This is a genomic window from Brevibacterium metallidurans (assembly GCF_037101285.1).
In the GTDB taxonomy this organism is placed as follows: Bacteria; Actinomycetota; Actinomycetes; order Actinomycetales; family Brevibacteriaceae; genus Brevibacterium; species Brevibacterium metallidurans.
Window position 1 is genome coordinate 453,359 of sequence record NZ_BAAAAF010000001.1, and the last position, 16,810, is coordinate 470,168.

General features: G+C 67.9%; 19 protein-coding genes. 12 read left to right on the top strand and 7 right to left on the bottom strand.

Annotated elements, in window-relative coordinates; genetic code table 11:
- Nucleotides 1–41 precede the first annotated feature (41 nt).
- A complete protein-coding gene (locus tag AACX88_RS01960; protein ID WP_339391415.1) occupies nt 42–317 on the top strand; it encodes a hypothetical protein in 276 nt (91 codons plus the stop codon).
- Between the two features lie 64 nt (nt 318–381).
- On the opposite strand, the gene AACX88_RS01965 is transcribed toward AACX88_RS01960, so the two are convergent.
- Nucleotides 382–801 (bottom strand): Rieske (2Fe-2S) protein, encoded by a 420-nt coding sequence (locus AACX88_RS01965; RefSeq protein WP_339391416.1) that lies wholly within the window; start codon nt 799–801, stop codon nt 382–384.
- 102 nt (nt 802–903) lie between these two features.
- Between AACX88_RS01965 and AACX88_RS01970 the strand changes: the two genes are divergently transcribed.
- The 3 genes from AACX88_RS01970 to recQ all read left to right on the top strand — a co-directional run bounded on the left by AACX88_RS01970 (nt 904) and on the right by recQ (nt 4,469).
- Nucleotides 904–1,974, top strand: coding sequence for a helix-turn-helix domain-containing protein (locus AACX88_RS01970; protein WP_339391417.1), 1,071 nt, complete (start codon nt 904–906; stop codon nt 1,972–1,974).
- Nucleotides 1,975–1,980: 6 nt separating this feature from the next.
- Nucleotides 1,981–2,535: a hypothetical protein gene (locus AACX88_RS01975; protein ID WP_339391418.1), complete on the top strand. Its 555-nt coding sequence runs from the start codon at nt 1,981–1,983 to the stop codon at nt 2,533–2,535.
- 98 nt (nt 2,536–2,633) lie between these two features.
- Nucleotides 2,634–4,469, top strand: a complete 1,836-nt coding sequence (gene recQ / locus AACX88_RS01980; RefSeq protein ID WP_339391419.1) for a DNA helicase RecQ — start codon at nt 2,634–2,636, stop codon at nt 4,467–4,469.
- Between the two features lie 13 nt (nt 4,470–4,482).
- Here the strand turns inward: recQ and AACX88_RS01985 are convergent, their stop codons facing one another.
- Both AACX88_RS01985 and AACX88_RS01990 read right to left on the bottom strand, forming a co-directional pair.
- Complete coding sequence (locus AACX88_RS01985; protein WP_339391420.1) at nt 4,483–4,914, bottom strand: VOC family protein; 432 nt, start codon at nt 4,912–4,914, stop codon at nt 4,483–4,485.
- A 212-nt stretch (nt 4,915–5,126) separates the two neighbouring features.
- On the bottom strand, nt 5,127–5,612 hold the full coding sequence (locus AACX88_RS01990; RefSeq protein ID WP_339391421.1) for an Lrp/AsnC family transcriptional regulator: 486 nt from the start codon (nt 5,610–5,612) through the stop codon (nt 5,127–5,129).
- Between the two features lie 70 nt (nt 5,613–5,682).
- Here AACX88_RS01990 and kynU point away from each other — a divergent pair, with 70 nt between their 5' ends.
- On the top strand, nt 5,683–7,014 hold the full coding sequence (gene kynU / locus AACX88_RS01995; RefSeq protein ID WP_339391422.1) for a kynureninase: 1,332 nt from the start codon (nt 5,683–5,685) through the stop codon (nt 7,012–7,014).
- A 71-nt stretch (nt 7,015–7,085) separates the two neighbouring features.
- Here kynU and AACX88_RS02000 read toward each other — a convergent pair whose 3' ends face one another.
- Nucleotides 7,086–7,943, bottom strand: a complete 858-nt coding sequence (locus tag AACX88_RS02000; protein WP_339391423.1) for an MOSC N-terminal beta barrel domain-containing protein — start codon at nt 7,941–7,943, stop codon at nt 7,086–7,088.
- Between the two features lie 90 nt (nt 7,944–8,033).
- On the opposite strand from AACX88_RS02000, the gene AACX88_RS02005 reads away from it, so the two are divergent.
- The 3 genes from AACX88_RS02005 (at nt 8,034) to AACX88_RS02015 (ending at nt 9,798) form a co-directional block, all read left to right on the top strand.
- The gene (locus tag AACX88_RS02005; RefSeq protein ID WP_339391424.1) at nt 8,034–8,399 is read left to right on the top strand and encodes a hypothetical protein; all 366 of its coding nucleotides are present in this window, start codon (nt 8,034–8,036) and stop codon (nt 8,397–8,399) included.
- Between the two features lie 271 nt (nt 8,400–8,670).
- Nucleotides 8,671–9,258 (top strand): cysteine hydrolase family protein, encoded by a 588-nt coding sequence (locus AACX88_RS02010; protein ID WP_339391425.1) that lies wholly within the window; start codon nt 8,671–8,673, stop codon nt 9,256–9,258.
- A 117-nt stretch (nt 9,259–9,375) separates the two neighbouring features.
- Nucleotides 9,376–9,798: an OsmC family protein gene (locus AACX88_RS02015; protein ID WP_339391426.1), complete on the top strand. Its 423-nt coding sequence runs from the start codon at nt 9,376–9,378 to the stop codon at nt 9,796–9,798.
- A 229-nt stretch (nt 9,799–10,027) separates the two neighbouring features.
- Here the strand turns inward: AACX88_RS02015 and AACX88_RS02020 are convergent, their stop codons facing one another.
- A complete protein-coding gene (locus AACX88_RS02020; RefSeq protein WP_339391427.1) occupies nt 10,028–10,879 on the bottom strand; it encodes a polyphosphate kinase 2 family protein in 852 nt (283 codons plus the stop codon).
- Between the two features lie 164 nt (nt 10,880–11,043).
- Between AACX88_RS02020 and AACX88_RS02025 the strand changes: the two genes are divergently transcribed.
- Entirely contained in the window at nt 11,044–11,736 is a 693-nt protein-coding gene (locus tag AACX88_RS02025) for a GOLPH3/VPS74 family protein (RefSeq protein ID WP_339391428.1), read from the top strand.
- 91 nt (nt 11,737–11,827) lie between these two features.
- Here AACX88_RS02025 and AACX88_RS02030 read toward each other — a convergent pair whose 3' ends face one another.
- A complete protein-coding gene (locus AACX88_RS02030; RefSeq protein ID WP_339391429.1) occupies nt 11,828–12,517 on the bottom strand; it encodes a trimeric intracellular cation channel family protein in 690 nt (229 codons plus the stop codon).
- Nucleotides 12,518–12,576: 59 nt separating this feature from the next.
- Between AACX88_RS02030 and AACX88_RS02035 the strand changes: the two genes are divergently transcribed.
- Nucleotides 12,577–13,485, top strand: a complete 909-nt coding sequence (locus AACX88_RS02035; protein ID WP_339391430.1) for an alpha/beta hydrolase — start codon at nt 12,577–12,579, stop codon at nt 13,483–13,485.
- A 96-nt stretch (nt 13,486–13,581) separates the two neighbouring features.
- On the opposite strand, the gene AACX88_RS02040 is transcribed toward AACX88_RS02035, so the two are convergent.
- Nucleotides 13,582–14,085 carry an OsmC family protein gene (locus AACX88_RS02040; RefSeq protein ID WP_339391431.1) on the bottom strand — a complete coding sequence of 168 codons (504 nt, stop codon included), beginning with the start codon at nt 14,083–14,085 and terminating at the stop codon, nt 13,582–13,584.
- 184 nt (nt 14,086–14,269) lie between these two features.
- Between AACX88_RS02040 and AACX88_RS02045 the strand changes: the two genes are divergently transcribed.
- Nucleotides 14,270–15,919: a molybdopterin-dependent oxidoreductase gene (locus tag AACX88_RS02045; protein WP_339391432.1), complete on the top strand. Its 1,650-nt coding sequence runs from the start codon at nt 14,270–14,272 to the stop codon at nt 15,917–15,919.
- Between the two features lie 172 nt (nt 15,920–16,091).
- Complete coding sequence (locus AACX88_RS02050) at nt 16,092–16,754, top strand: fasciclin domain-containing protein (RefSeq protein ID WP_339391433.1); 663 nt, start codon at nt 16,092–16,094, stop codon at nt 16,752–16,754.
- Nucleotides 16,755–16,810 lie beyond the last annotated feature (56 nt).

Consider the following 16,810-nt stretch of genomic DNA (forward strand, 5'->3'; position numbering starts at 1 on the left):
ATCCTGCCGGGCGACCGCCCTGCAGGCAGAGTTGAGGAGAGATGATGAATCGCAGAGAACCGCTTCGGCTGGACCGACGAGTGTGGACTGTCGCCGTCATCGGCATGGTCATCGGAGGCGTCGTGGGCCTTCTCATCTGGGGGCCGCTCCAGATGGTCCCCTTCGCGATGATCGGCTTCGCCCTGGGACTCGCGGTCGCCTGGGCACTGCCCCGCGCGAACGGATCCCGCGGCGGAGCAGGCGGCTCAGGCGACGGACAGCCCGGGCCGGAGGACAGTCGGGCGCAACCCGATGATGACCCGAGGAATCCGCGCTGACCGTTGGGGTGGGTCTCCCCTGCCGCTGAGAGGCCTCTGACTCCCCAGGGGCCAACGAAGTCGCCTACTTTCCCGAGATCGTCAGCGTCCCGCCCGATTCGGCGACCGAGTACTTCGGCAGCGGCTCGGTGGCCGGACCGCCGAGCACCTCGCCGGTCGTCGTGGAGAACTGCGAGGAATGGCACGGGCACGTGATCTTGTCCTCGGTCACCGTGCGCACCTGGCATCCCTGATGCGTGCACACCGAGGAGAAGGCGTAGAACTCGCCCTCCTTCGGCTGGGTGACGACGTACGCCTCGTCGATGACGGTGCCCGAACCGACAGGGACGTCGCTCGCCTTGACCGTCGCGTCCGCCGGTGCCGACTCCGACGAGCCCGCTCCGGACTGTCCGCTGTCGCTTCCGCACGCCGAGGTGAGTCCGACGGCTGCGACGGTGCCGACGACTCCCGCCGAGGTGATCATCGTGCGTCTGTTCGGTTCCACCGTGCTCTCCTCGTGTCGCGAATGTCCGTCGGGTTCAGGGTACAGCTATGCGCCACGTGTTCTCTGATTGGGAAATTACCAATCGGAGGATAGAATGAGATCATGGACACGATTGGGGCCAGGGTTCGTGCTGCCATTCTCAGCAACGGATCACTGCAGAAAGATGTCGCGTCGGCGGTCGGCATGACCACCGACGCCCTCTCTCGTGCGCTCAATGGACAACGAGGTTTCAGCGCCTCGGAACTCGCCGCGATCGCCCGCCATCTCGACGCCGACCTGCATTACCTCATCACTGGCGAAGCCGACCCGCACACTCTCACCGTATCGGCGAGGCACGCCTTCGATCCAGATACCCGCCGGCGATCTGCCGATGGCGCAGAAGCCGACCGCACCGTCATCAACGGCGTCGTCTTGGCCCTTCGCCAAGCCGACCTTCACACCTCTCCACCCGAGTTGCCGCGCACGCCCGATGAAATGGCCAACCTGCTCGGCCAGGACTTCGCCCGGGATTTCATCAACAGGCTTGATGCTCTCGGTATCAATGTCATCCGGATCGAGGATATCTCCACCGCCTACAGCTTCATGGCTGACGGACGCCCAGTGATTGTCATCCGCTCCACGGGAAACTGGTTCTACGAGAACTGGAGCTTGGCACACGAGCTCGGCCATCTCTGCCTCGGACATTCGGGTATCGTGCCGGGGTCTGCCGTTGTCGATGCCGCCGAGGCTGCGGCAAATGAGTTCGCCGCGGAGCTCCTCCTGCCGGCGACCGCTCTGATCGACGTCGATGAATCCGTGGTCGAATCGGCGATGGCGGAACTGATCTGGGCGTACGGGGTTTCCACCGAAGCAATGCGGAATCGACTGGAGAACCTGGACCGGCCGGTATCCGGATCGGTTCAGGCTCTGCTGCTGAAGAATACTCAGCGAGCTCTACGGCATCACTGGATCTGGGGTGCTGATGACCCCATCACCGAGCGTATGACGGAAGCCAGCGCCCGCCGCTTCCCTCAGTCCTGGATAGAGGGACATCTCGCCCGCATTGCCCAAGGCACTCTGCACAAGGACACCCTGGCGTGGATGCTCGGAGTAGCAAGCGAGGCGCTTGAAGTCGAAGAGCCTCCATCGACTGGTCCGACGGACACCGCCGACTTGGCCGATCTTCTCGGCTGAAACGCGATGACCGATCAATCCAATCTGGTTCTGCATGACACGTCTGTCCTGGTCAACTTCCACCGCGCGAGCCTGCTCAAGGCGTTGGACTCGATGCTCGGTGAGAGGATGCTGTGGAGCGCGACGGTCGCTCGTGAGTGTGCACGGCTGGAGTCCAGCCTCAATCTGCCCGGACTGACCGCGGAAGCCACTCTGGTTCTCGGAGAGCCGCTCTTTCCCGACGATGACGAACATCGGAAGATTCGGCAGCTGCGTGATCAATTCGCCGCGCCTGGTGAACACCCGGACGAGCACCTTGGTGAAGCCGAGATCATCGCGATAATCTCCGCCCGGCGGCTCAAGGCTTTCATCGCGACAGACGACAAGCACGCAAAGCGCATAGCGTCTCCGATACGTTGCGTTTCCTCCTGGCAGCTGCTGTACTTCGCGCACCATCGGAGGATCATCACCGACGCGGAAGCACTCCACTTCTGGTCTGAGTTCGTATCAAGTGGCGGCATTCCGGAGTGGAGCATCGGAACCGAGACCAGATTCATGGAATGGCTGACAAACGACCGATGACACGCGCCCGGTTTCCGGGATCCGCTGAACTCACCGCCCACGCCGAGCACGCGCCCACCTGAGTACGCGTGTCAGCGTCCTCCACTAGGCTGGTCGGCATGACCGCCGCAGCCACGACCTCCGCCCTCGACGTCCTCCACGATGTCTTCGGATACGAGGAGTTCCGCGGCCAGCAGGCGGCGATCGTCGACCGGCTGATCACGGGTGGGGACGCCGTCGTCCTCATGCCCACCGGCGGCGGCAAATCGCTGTGCTACCAGATCCCCAGTCTCGTCCGGAACGGCACCGGCGTCGTCATCTCCCCGCTCATCGCGCTCATGGCCGATCAGGTGGCCGCGTTGGACAACCTCGGCGTGTCGGCCGCCTACCTCAACTCGACCCTCGACCTTGACGAGGCCCAGGAGGTCGAACGGCGGCTCCTCGACGGCGAACTCGACCTCCTCTACCTCGCCCCCGAACGGCTCGTCCTCCCCCGGACCATGCAGTTGCTCGAGCGTGCCGACATCTCGCTCTTCGCGATCGACGAAGCCCACTGCGTCTCCCAGTGGGGTCATGACTTCCGCAGCGACTACCTCGGCCTCGGGGTGCTCGCCGAACGGTTCCCCACGGTCCCCCGCATCGCCCTGACCGCGACCGCGACCCCGGCCACGCATGCCGAGCTCACCGAGCGCCTCCACCTCCAGAGCGCCGAGCACTTCGTCGCAAGCTTCGACCGCCCCAACATCACGTACCGGATCGAACCGAAGGCCTCCGCCCGGTCGCAGCTGCTCACCTTCATCACCACCGAGCACCCCGGTGACTCCGGAATCGTCTACTGCCTGTCCCGGCGCAGCGTCGAACAGCTCGCCGAGGCGCTCGTGGCCCGCGGCATCCCTGCCCTGCCGTACCACGCCGGCCTCCCCGCCGAGGTGCGCGCCGAGCATCAGGCCCGCTTCCTCCGCGAGGACGGCATCGTCATGGTCGCGACGATCGCCTTCGGCATGGGCATCGACAAACCCGACGTCCGCTTCGTCGCCCACCTCGACCTGCCCCGCAGCGTCGAAGGCTACTACCAGGAGACGGGTCGCGCCGGCCGCGACGGACTGCCCGCGGACGCGTGGATGGTCTACGGCCTCGGCGACGTCGTCTCCCAACGCCGCCTCATCGAATCCGGCGAAGGCGACCAGGCGCACAAACGCCGGGTGATGTCCCACCTCGACTCGATGCTCGCCCTGTGCGAAACCGTCGACTGCCGCCGCGTCCAGCTCCTGCGCTACTTCGACGAGGACTCCGCCCCGTGCGGCAACTGCGACACGTGCCTCACCCCGCCGGCGACCTGGGATGCGACGGTGGCCGTGCAGAAGCTGCTCTCGACCGTCATCCGCCTCGACCGCGAACGTGGGCAGCGCTTCGGCTCCGGCCAGGTCATCGACGTCCTGCGCGGCAACGACAACGACCGCTCCCGCGCGTCGAACCACGACCAACTCAGCGTGTGGGGCGTCGGCGCGGAGCTCTCGGAGACCGAGTGGAAGGCCGTCATCCGCCAGAGCCTGGCTCGCGGACTCCTCGAATCCCACGGCGACTACGGCGTGCTCGTCCTCGGCCCCGCCGCCGACCCTGTGCTGCGCGGAGAGGCCGAGGTCTCAATGCGCATCGACCCGGTCAGACGCTCCGGTGGCGGTCGCAGCGCATCCAAGCGCCGAGGCGGTGCCGAGGTTGCGCTCGACCCCGCGGACTCCGCGCTGTTCGAAGCGCTGCGTGCGTGGCGGGCGACCCAGGCCAAGGAGCAGTCCGTGCCGGCCTACGTCGTGTTCCCGGACGCCACGATCTACGGCATCGTCGACGCCAAGCCGAGGACGATCGCCCAGCTGGGCGAGGTCAGCGGGGTGGGGCTGAAGAAACTCGACCGCTACGGCGCCGAGGTGCTCGAGGTCATCGCCGCCCACGCCGGGTGAGTCGGCGCCGCGTTCACCCCTCGGCTTCGAGGAACGCCTCCGGACCCACCTCGGCGGCGGTCGGATCCATCCACATGAACTCGAGGATGTTGCCGTCCGGATCGGTCATGCTGATCGCGTACATGAACCCGTGATCCTGGGGCGGACGGTTCTCCCCGCCACCGGATTCGAGGATCGTCGTGCGCATCGCATCGACATCTTCGCGGGAGTCGCGGCTGAGCGCCGTCATCACCTGCGCGGTCGAATGCGGGTCGGCGATCGGCTTGTCGGTGAAGGTCTGCAGGTACTCCTTCGTGAGGATCATGAAGAAGATCGAGTCGTCCCACTTCACGCACGCGGCGTTCTCATCGGAGAACTCGGGGACGATCTGGGTGCCGAGGGCGGAGTAGAACGCCTTCGCCTGCTCGAGGTCGAGGGTCGGAAGGTTGACGAAGATCTGGGACATGGCTGCTCCTTCGCAGAGGTGGGGCGGTGCGGGGTGACGTTGCAGATCATCCTCATCCTCGCCTGCCCGCTAACCAGCGTCAATGGCCTGAGTCGACGCCTTGGTTCGCTGCCCTCGGCAATTGTCCTGGCTCACCGTGCTGATGCCGGTCGTGCACCCGCCCCCGCCCTGTCACGGGTCATAGGACAGAAAGTGTGTCGTTCCCGGGCGCGTCATCCGCGATGGTGGGCGAAGACGAGACTCGTCTGCGTATGCGCGATCGCCTGGTCAGCGAGATGGTCGTCGATGTAGGTGTGGAGCCCGATCGGGTCGGTCGTCGCGATGTGGACGAGGAGGTCGCGCTCCCCGGAGACCTGGAAGATCTCGAGGGTCTCGGGCACCGCGAGCAGCCGGTCGATGACGGCAGACATCGAGGCCCGGCCAACCGGGGTCATCCGCACCGAGATCATCCCGAACACACGCAGACCGAGCGCCTCATAGTCGATGTCGGCGTGGAAGCCCCGGATCACTCCGCGCCGGCGCAGCGCGCTCACCCGCCCCGAACACGTCGACGGCGCGATGCCCACGCGCTCGGCGAGCTCCTTGTTCGAGATCCGCGCATCGGCACTGAGCTCACGGAGGATCGCGAGGTCCGCCTCGGCGAGCGGTTCGGTCTCAGCTGTACGGTGATCGGCGATCAGCTCCGAATGATTCGTCATTTCCAACCCGGTTCTCCGTCGATCGTTCATTTTCACCTCGATCTTCCCGCATCTTTGGCACGATGGAAAGATGACCGACCTCACCGGAACCACCGACCCCGCGACCGAACTCGACGGCGACAGCACGGCCGACAGCACGGCCGCCATCGACCGCGCCGCGTGCGAGCGCCTCGACGCCGCCGACCCGCTGCGCGCCTTCCGCGAGGACTTCATCGTCCCCGCGGACACGATCTACCTCGACGGGAACTCGCTGGGCGCCCGCCCCAAGGGAGCGGCCGAACGCGCCCGCGATGTCATCGAAGACGAGTGGGGCGAGGGGCTCATCCGGTCGTGGAACACCGCCGGCTGGTTCGAGCTGCCGGGCATGCTCGGCGACAAGGTCTCCGGCCTCATCGGCGGCGGCGCCGGCAGCACCGTCGTCACCGACACGACGTCGATCAACCTCTTCAAAGCCGCCTCGGCGGCCCTGCGGATCCAGGCCGAGGACGCCCCCGAGCGCCGGGTCATCCTCACCCAGCGGGAGAACTTCCCCTCCGACATCTACATGCTCCAGGGACTGGCCGAACAGCTCGACGACGGCTATGAGGTCCGCCTCGTCGACGACGCCGAGGTGACCGAAGGCTTCCCGACGTCGATGACCGACGAGGTGGCCCTCGTCGTCCTCACACACGTCAACTACCGCACCGGCCGCCTCTTCGACATGCGTTCGACGACCGAGGCGATCCATGACGGCGGGGCGCTCGCGATCTGGGATCTCTGCCATTCGGCCGGCGCCCTGCCCATCGACCTCGCCGGGCACGGCGCGGACATGGCCGTGGGCTGCACGTACAAATTCCTCAACGGAGGACCCGGATCCCCGGCGTTCGTCTGGGTCTCCGAGTCCCTGCAGAACCGCTTCGCCCAGCCCCTGTCCGGGTGGTGGAGTCACGCGAAGCCCTTCGAGATGAGCCCCGACTATGCTCCCGCCGACGGCATCCGCCGCTTCCTCACCGGCACCCAGGGGATCGTCTCGATGTCCGTCGCCGAGGTGGGCCTCGACGTGGCAGCGCGTGCGGACCTGGGTGCGGTGCGGGAGAAGTCGCTGGCGCTCAGCGACCTCTTCATCGACCTCGTCGAGACGCGGCTGGCACACCATCCGGTCGAGATCGTCACCCCGCGCGACCACGCGCAGCGGGGCTCGCAGGTCTCGATCGCCCACGCGGAGGGGTTCGCGATCATGAGCGCCCTCATCGACCGCGGGATCATCGGCGACTACCGGGAGCCGTCGATCCTCCGCTTCGGCCTCACCCCGCTCTATCTCGGCTATGCCGATGTGTGGGACACGGTCGAGGCGCTACGAGACATCCTCGACAACCGTCTCTGGGACACCCCGGAGTACAAGGTCCGCGGCGCAGTCACCTGAGTTTTGAGCAACCCTCCGGGCGTTCGGCAACCCTGCGCCAAGTTGCCGAGCGCCCGGAGGGTTGCTGAGATTCACACCATCTCGGCGTAGACCCCGAAGTACGGTTCGCCCGCGCGGTTCGTCGTGCGGGTCGCTGCGAGGGTCGCGAGCAGGCGGGCATTCCGCTCTCCGGTGACGGGGTCGAGCTCGATGACCGCGCAGCGCGGCACCGGCGCACCGATCCGCACCCGCAGGTCGGCACTCGTCTCGACGCCGGGCGCACTCGTGTCGGCGCCGGGCGCACTCGTGTCGAAGCCGCGCGCACTCGTCTCCCGTCCGGCGCCGCGCACGAGCATCTCCCGACCCGCCCAGGTCTCCTCGACGAACGGCTCCGCAGTCTCGACAAGCAGGGTCGCCCGGAATCGGGCCGCTTCGCGAAGGAGGGTCGGGTGTCCGGCGCGGACTCCCACCTCGGCGAGGGATGCTGTGCCCACGATCGTCAGCGGTCGGCCGAAGACGATCGCCCCGCGCGGCGCTTCGGCAAGGCGCACAGCTCGCCCGAGATGTGCCGACAGCAGCTCATCGTGGGCACCGCCGGTGAGGGCGAGCGGAACCTGCCTGCCCCAGTAATCGCAGGTCAGCGTCTCACCGGAGAGACCGGGCACCCCGGAGACCGATCGTCCGTCGGGCAGCGTCACCTCGAGTTCGGTCCCATGCAGCTCGGCGACGACGGCGAGCAGTCGCGGGTTCTGCACGGTCCGCAGTACGCGCCTCGTCCCGACGTCGATGAGGCAGAAGCGACGATCGCCGACCGGCCCCGCGGCATCGAAGCGCGCCTCCGGCTGGCCTCGGTGGCGGGTGCCCTTGATCGGCGTGAAGCCGACGGAACGGGCGTCGAGGACGTGGTCGTCCACCTCGGCGAACCCCCTTCCATTCCACTCCGTGAACATCTTCGTCCCACCATAGGCGATGGCCGACCTCGGACGATCGCCGTCCCTAGGCTGGTGGGAGCCGTGCACCCACGATCAAGGAGCCTGCACATGCCGAAGACCACGATCGGCCTCGGAATCATCCTCATCCTCATGGGCGTCATCGGATGGCTCGCCACCGCAATGGCGAGCTGGACCGCGCTCATCCCCGCGATCCTCGGCCTCGTCATCGCGATCTGCGGGTTCATCGGCCTCCGCAGCCCGAAGATCGGCATCCACATCGCCCTCGTCGTCGCGCTGCTCGGCGTCATCGGCACCTTCATGAACGTGCTCAAACTCGGCGATCTCCTCGCCGGCACCGCCGAACGCCCCGCCGCCGTGATCATCAGCACCGTGACGTTCGTCCTCCTCGTCGTCTACATCATCATGGGCATTCGGTCCTTCATCGCCGCCCGCCGGAGCCCATCCGTCGTCTGAGTCACCGTCTCCGCAGTCGAGTTGCGGTGCCGCTCCCGACAGTCTCGTCGCCTCCCCACGCCGAGGCGGTCGTGTGCATTGTCCTCGCAGGCGCCTCCCGGCGGTGCGGCTGTGTTTGCGATGCCGGGGGCTGTTGCTGTGTCCGTGGCGTCGGGGGCCGCCACCGTGTCCGCGGTGCCAGGGCTCCGGCTGTGTCCGTGGCGCGCGTTAGTCTGCCCTTGACCGCGCATGTGCGACCGGCACATGATCAACAGTGAACAAGGAGGATCACATGTCCACCGACAGCACTGCCCAATCCCAGCCCGCCCTGCCATCCGATCGACCGAAGACGGCCCTCGTCGTCATCGATGCCCAGAACGGAGTCCTGGCCGAGGCCTGGAACACCGCCGAGGTTGTCGGGACCATCGCCGACCTCGTCGACCGTGCCCGCGACTCCGGGACCGAGGTCGTCTGGGTCCGCCACAACTCCGACGAGCTGCCCCTGGACTCCGAACAGTGGCAGATCGTCGCAGGGCTCACCCCCGCAGAGGGAGAGGCGATCGTCGAGAAGACCCACGCCAGCAGCTACGAAGACACCGACTTCGAGGACGTGCTCGCAGCCCGAGGCATCGGACACCTCGTCGTCACCGGCGCCCAGACGGACTGCTGTGTGCGCTCGACGATCCACGGCGGGTTCGCCCGCGGCTACGACGTCACCCTCGTCGCCGACGCCCACACCACCGAGGACCTCACCGAGTGGGGAGCACCGCCGCCCCAGGATGTCATCTCCCACACGAACCTGTCCTGGACCTTCGAATCGGGGCCGGGACGGACCGCCGCGGTGAAGGAGGCCTCGGAGGTCGACTTCGGCACACGGTGACCGTGACCGCGGGAGTGTCGGCGTTGCGCCTGCGCTGTCTGCTGGGTCTGCGTCTACTGCCCGGACTGCACCAAGTGCCCGGACTGCGTCGATCGCCGGGTCTGCGATCATGGTGCCATGAGTGACGAGACGCGCAGCATCGACCTGACCCGCATCGCCGAGAACCACTACCGCGCGACCGCTCCGAACGGGGCGAGCATCGAATTCGGGCGCGGTGAGGGCCTGATGACCCCGGTCGAGCTTCTGCTCGCGGCCGTTGCCGGGTGCTCCTCGATCGACGTCGACACGGTGACGAGCAGGCGAACCGAGCCGACCCGCTTCGACGTCCGGGCCAGCGGAGACAAGGTCGTCGAGGACGGCGCGAACCGGCTCGAGAGCGTCCACCTCGACTTCGACCTCGCGTTCCCCGACGACGAGGCGGGCCGACGCGCCGACTCGCAGATCGAGAAGCTCGTCGGACTCTCCCACGACAAGTACTGCACGGTCTCGCGCACCGTCGAACTGCCGACGAGAGTCGACTTCACGATCCGCCGCGACTGAACGCTCCTCGAGGACGGATCCGGCGGATCAGGCACTCTGCGTCGAGACCTCCGCAGACTGTCCCCAATTGTGGGCCCACTGCCAGGCGATTGTGCGCCCACTCAAGGATGATCCGGAAGCCGGAATCACCCGTTGGTGGGCGCAAACCCGAGGCGTCGCGCCCGCGGCACCCGCGCGCGCGGCACTCGCGCCGTCAACTCACAAGCTGGCGTCAGCTCGCAAGCAGCCGTCAGCTCGCGAGCAGGCGCTTCTTCTCCACCTCGATGTCGAAGTCCGCGGGCGGCCACTGCGGGTCGATGCGCTCGAGGGCGTCGATGATGAGTCGCTGCACGGCGAGCCTGGCGTACCACTTGCGGTTCGCCGGCACGACGTGCCACGGGGCGATGACCGTCGAGGTGAGGTCGAAGACATCCTGGTAGGCCTGCATGTACTGGGGCCACAGCAGCCGCTCGTCGACGTCGCCGGTGTTGTACTTCCAGTACTTGTCGGGCCGGTCGAGACGTTCGAGGAGCCGGTCGCGCTGCTCTTCGGGGGAGATGTGGAGCATGACCTTGATGACGATGACCCCCGCCTCGGCGAGTTCGGCTTCGAAGGCGTTGATCGCGTCGTAGCGGCGTTCGATCTCCTCGGGAGGCGCGAGTTCGCGGACCTTGCCGATGAGCACGTCCTCGTAGTGCGAGCGGTCGAAGACACCGATCATGCCCGCGCCCGGCACGTGCGGGCGGATGCGCCAGAGGAAGTCGTGGGCGAGCTCCTCCTCGGTGGGCTTCTTGAATGCGGCGAGTTCGACGCCCTGCGGGTCGACGGAGCCGACGACGTGCCGGACGATCCCGCCCTTGCCCGCGGTGTCCATCGCCTGCAGGACGAGGAGCACGGCCGGGCCGGTCTCCTGGTCGTGGTGGGCTGCGAACAGGCGTTCCTGCAGGTCATCGAGGTCCGGTGCGGCCGCGGCGAGGTCCTTCTGGCCTGCCTTCTTGTCACCGTCGTATCCGGGGGTCGACTCCGGGTCGACGTCGCCGAGGCGGAAGCCTTCGCCGACGCGCAGGAGGGATGCGGGGTCCTGGGTCCAGTTGCTGCTCATGCGCTCATCTTCGCAGGTGGTCCCGGACGCGTCCATATGAGCACCCGTGAGTTCTCCCCGAGTAGGCCCCGATCCCCTACCCTGGAGATACCCGGCACCCTGGCGATACCCCCGCACCTCGGCGATACCCCGCAGCTCTGAGATTGCAGCGTGAGGAGCGTCCCATGGACGACGAACTGCTCATCGTCGAAGACCTCATGCTCCTCCTGCTCGCCGACGACGGCAGTCAGATCGCCGGCTCGAAGGTCCTCCACTGCGCCCTGCCTGCGGCGATCCTGACCGAACTCGCGCTGACCGGCAGGCTCGAGGTCCACTCGCATCGTCGGGTCGGAGGCACTCGCATCCACGCTTCGCGCACGAACGCCGACCCCGAGATCGATCCCCTCCTCGCCGAGGTGCTCCGCGCGATGGGCGGGTCCGAGCACTCCGCGTACGGCCTCGTCTCCGCGCTCGGCCTCGACGTCCGACAACCCGTCCTCGACCGTCTCGCCGCTCGTGGCCTCATCCTCCGCGAGACCAGGAAGATCCTCGGCGTCCTCCCCACGACCCGCTGGCCCTCCCTCGATTCCCGCGCCGAGGCGGCCCTGCGCGACCGCGTCACCGCAGTCCTCGACCGGGGCCGATCCCCCGATGCGCGGACCGCGGCCATCATCGCGCTCATCTCCGCGGCCGGGGTCTACGTCCAGCTCAGCCCGCGGATGCCGTGGAACGCCGAGGTGGCCGGGCGGCTCAAGGCGATCGAACGGGGTGAGGTCACCGGCCATGACAGCACGCCTGCGACGCAGGAGATCATCGACGAGATCGCCCGCGCGGTCTTCGCGCTGACGTCCTCGGCCTCCTCGGCGCCGATCCTCTGAGGGGCGCGAGTCTCCCGAGGTCCGGGATCCTCTGACTGCAGCGAGCCTCTGAGGTCCGCGATCCTCCCAAGCTCCGGGATCCTCTCAGCCCTCAGTCCGGGCGGCGGAAGACCGAGGGCAGACGTTTGCCTCGCGACCTGCCTTCGCGGGCCCGGAACGACCATTGCCGCATCGGCTGCGGCACCCGCCACTGCAGCTTCCATGCGAGCATCCGGAACCCGAACGCCAGGGCCGCGATGATGACCGAGGTGATGCCGCCGAGGAGGCCGACCCGCTCGGCGAGGATCGTCAGCCCCGACCCGAAGAGGGCGGGGATGAGGTAGAGGTCGGTGCCGCGGAAGATCGCGGGATCCTCGTTGGCCACGACGTCGCGCAGCAGCCCGCCGCCGCACGCGGTCAGCGCCCCCATGAGGAGTGCCACCGCTGGTGGGGAGCCTGCTTCGAGGGCGATCGCGGTGCCGGTGAGGCTGAAGAGACCCATGCCGAGGGCGTCGAAGACGATGATCCAGATCCGCGCGCGGAACGTGCGCTGGCCGATGAAGTAGATGAGCAGGGTCGCCACGAGCGGCGGGGCGAGGTAGACGGGGTGGGCGAGCGCATTGGGCACCCGGTCGAGGAGGATGTCGCGGATGATGCCGCCGCCGATCCCGGCGAGGATACCGAGGACGAGCCCACCGGTGATGTCGAAGTTGCGCCTGGCCGCGAGCAGAACTCCGGAGATCGCGAAGACGAAGGTGCCCAGGAGGTCGAGGGCGAGCAGGACGGTCTCGGTGAAGGTCATGGTCCTCCTCGGTGGGTTCGTCTGCCTGCGCCCCACTGTAGTGCGGCTAGGGTGAGTCCATGACCTCGCCTGCCCCCGCGACCACCCCCTCAAGGTCCTCTGCGACCGCCCAACCGACCGTCGTCCTCATCCACGGTGCCTTCGCGAACTCGTTCTCCTTCGCGCCCCTCCAGGCGGCACTGGCCGCCCGCGGCATGCGCTCTGCGGCGCTCGACCTGCCCGGTCACGGCTTCGCCACGACGTCTCCCGCCGCCTACCAGTCCCCACAGGACCTCGAGGCGCTGGCGAGTGCGCCGAGTGCGATGGCCGGGATCTCCCACACCGACACCGTGACCCACCTCGCCGAGGCGGTCGCCTCGATCCGTGCGCACGGCCCCGTCATCGCCCTCGCCCACAGTCGCGGCGGCGCCGCACTGACCTCGGCCGCGAACACCCGGCCCGAGCTCTTCGACCACCTCGTCTACGCCTCGGCGTGGGCTCCGGTCGACCTCGACGCCGCCGCCTACAACGCCGAACCCGAGATGGCCGGGGTCGACAATGCGGTGCTCGCATTCCTCCTCGTCGGCAGCCCGGGCGAGCTCGGGGCGCTGCGCTGCAACTTCCGGGCCGCCGCCGGTGAGCAGTTCGCCGCCCTCAAGGACCTCTTCGGCGCCGATCGCAGCGACGACGAGTTCCGCACGTTCCTCGGCCTGTTCCAGACGGACGAAGGCCTCGACGCGGGAGGCGCCGACGACCGTGCGCAGGCGGGCACCTGGGGGAGAATCCCGCGGACGTTCCTCCGCCTCGGCGCGGACCGCTCGATTCCCCCGGCGATGCAGGACCGCCTCATCGCCGAGGGCGACGCACTCACCCCGGACAACCCCTACCGGGTGCGGACCCTGGACTCATCCCATCTGGGATGGCTCATCGATCCCGCCGAGGCGGCCCAGGCGATCGCGGACATCGTCGCCGAGGTGAGGGCCGGCTGAGATCCCCGGTCCGCGGACCCGGAGAACGACCGACGCCGCAGCCCCGGTGAGACTGCGGCGTCGGGGTGGGTCAGCCGAGCTGAACGTCGTCGGCTGTCAGCTGAGCTGGAAGTTGTCGGGGTTCTTGTACTCTTCGATCTCGACGCTCGGGGTGCCCATGCCTTTGAGCAGCTTCGAGATCGGGCAGCGGGCGTGCGCGCGGGCCGCGTACTTCTCCGCGTCGGCGTCCGAGATGCCTTCGACCGAGATGTAGGCGCGGGGCACGAAGTAGTACCCGCCGGACTTCTCCTGGTGGACGTCGACCTCGCAGCGGACCCGGGAGAGGGCGTCGATCTCGTTGACGGCGAGGACCACTTTGAGGGTCTCGCCGAGGCAGGTGCTCCAGGCCATTGCGAGGAACTGCTCCGGATTGCTGCCGAGCTCCGTGTGGGAGGTCGGTGCGGTGGGCAGAGTCATCCCGTCCTCGACCCGCACCTCTCCCGAGGTGCCGCCGAGGTTCTCCACCTTCGCGGTGTAGATGGGGGCATTCGGGCTCTTCGGTTCGTCGTCCGAGTCTTCGCGGCGTGCCTGCGGCTCGGCGTATCCGGGGTTCTCAGTCATTGATCCATGCTACGACAGCAGCGCGGCACGCGGCTGAACGTTTCGTGAAATGGCGGTCACGACGAGGGCACGTTCTCGGCACGCATCTGCAACATTCGGAACGCGCTCCCCGGCAACAGGCGCGGCGCTCCCCGGCAGCGAGCTCGGCACACATCTGGACCGGGTTCGGCTCCGAACCACGGTCATGAGACCATCCCTGCGCCAGCGCGCGCCTCTCCTGCGTTCGATCCTCAGCGGGGTCGCTGCGACTCTGCTCCTCTTCGGCCTCGCCGACCTCCTCGCACGGCTGATCGGGCCGACCTCGGCGCCGCTGCTCGTCCTCGGACAGGCGATCATCCCGTTCACGCCGACGAGCGTGATCAAACCCGTCATCGCCCTCTTCGGCAGCAACGACAAGATCGTCCTCGTCGCCACCGTCGGGATCGGAGCGCTCGTCATCGGTGCCCTCATCGGGTGGCTCGGCGCCAGACGTCCGCGGGCGGCGCTCATCGCGTTCGGGCTCGCCGGACTCGTACCCGCGCTCGCGGTGCTCACCCGCTCAGCGGCCGGTCCGGTCGACATCGTGCCCACGCTGGCAGGCCTCATCGCCGGTCTGATCGTGCTGTGGGCGGGCCTCCGGTTCGACGGTGCCGGCGCGAAGACGGGTGCCGCTGCCGACCCACCCGCCACGCCAGCCGACGCAGGCGCCGAGTCCGACCCAACCGAAACTACCTCCACCCCGACCCATCTGCTCTCGCAATCAGCGTCCCCGACTCCCACCTCGGCGAGTCGGCGGCGCTTCTTCGCGCTCACCGGCGCGGCGGCGGCGATCGGAGCGATCGGGCTCGCCACAGGACAGTCACTCGTCGCACTGACGAGGGAGGCGGGCGGCGCTGTTGCGAACCTCGTCCTCCCCCGCGCCGCGCGGAGGGCACAGCCCATCCCTGCGGACGCCAGCCTCGGCGTCAAGGGCATCCGGCCCTTCATCACGAAGCAGTCGGACTTCTACCGCATCGACACGGTGCTCGCCCCGCCGACGATCGACCCGCGGGACTGGTCGCTGCGGATCCACGGAATGGTCGAGAACGAGGTGACGATCACGATGGACGAACTCCTCGACCTGCCGCTGACCGAACAGCACACGACGCTGACCTGCGTGTCCAACCCGGTCGGCGGGGATCTCCTCGGAACGGCGACGTGGCTGGGCTACCCCGTCCGCGAGCTGCTGCGCCGCGCCCGCCCGCAGGCGGATGCGGACATGGTCCTCTCCCGGTCCTTCGACGGATTCACCGCCTCGACTCCGCTCGAGGCGATGCTCGACGACCGCGAGGCGCTCCTGGCGGTCGGCATGAACGGGGAGCAGCTGACTCCCGAGCACGGCTTCCCGGCGCGTCTCGTCGTCGCCGGTCTCTACGGGTTCGTCTCGGCGACGAAGTGGGTGACCGAACTCGAGCTCACCCGCTTCGACGAGCAGGAGGCGTACTGGACCCAGCGCGGCTGGGATGCGAAGGCGCCCATCCTCGTCGCCTCGCGCATCGACGTGCCGCGGCCCCTCGCGCGGCTGGCCCCGGGCACGATCGTCGCCGGCGGCAGTGCGTGGGCGCAGCGGCGGGGGATCGCCCGCGTCGACGTCCGCCTCGACGACGGGGACTGGACACCGGCCGAACTCGGCGCGGAGGCCACGGTCGACACGTGGCGGCAGTGGAAGGCCGAGTTCCCCGACGTCGGTTCCGGTCTCCACGCGATCACCGTGCGCGCCGTCGACAAGGACGGCACGGTCCAGACCGCCGAGCGCCGTGAGTCGATCCCCAATTCGGCCACCGGCCACCACCGCATCCAGTTCACCGTCGACTGATGCCGTCGACTGATGCCGCCAACTGGCGTCGTCGGCAGGCGAACTTTCCCAAGATTTCTCACCCGCACACCCATCCGAAACGACAGCGGCTGCGAACACCAAGTACACAGCAGGACAGTCAAGAGCTGTGTCGACCAGAGAATCGCAACACAGTGAAACAAGGAGAAGAACGATGACCACCACGCTTCGCACTCGCACTGCAGCTCTCGTCTCGGCCGGCGCGATCGGCCTTCTGGTGCTGTCCGGATGCTCGGGCACGAGCGGTTCGGAAGGCAGCTCGGAGTCGGAGTCGAGCAGCTCGGCCGAGACCTCGGCACCGGCGTCCGAAGACACGATGGCCGACTCGGCCCTCGTCGGCCCCGGCTGCGCGGCCTACGCCGAGCAGAACCCCGATGGCGCCGGCTCGGTCGAAGGCATGGCCAAGGATCCCGTGGCCACGGCGGCCTCGAACAACCCGATGCTCTCGACGCTCACCGATGCCGTCTCCGGCAAGCTCAACCCCGACGTCAACCTCGTCGACACCCTCAACGGCGACGAGTTCACCGTCATCGCCCCGGTCAACGAGGCGTTCGACAAGATCCCGAAGAAGGACCTCGAAGCGGTGGCGGGCAACGCCGATGAGCTGACGAAGGTGCTCACCTACCACGTCATCCCCGGTCAGCTCTCCCCCGATGAGATCGTCGGCGAGCAGGAGACAGTCGAGGGCTCGAAGGTCAAGATCGCCGGCAGCGGCGACGACCTCACCTTCGACGACGCCAAGCTCGTCTGCGGTGGAGTGAAGACCGCGAACGCGACCGTCTACATGGTCGACAGCGTGCTCATGCCTCCCAAGTGAGGCATGTCCCGACCTCCCACGTGAGGGATGGGAGGAGCTGCCGGGGACCGATCTCT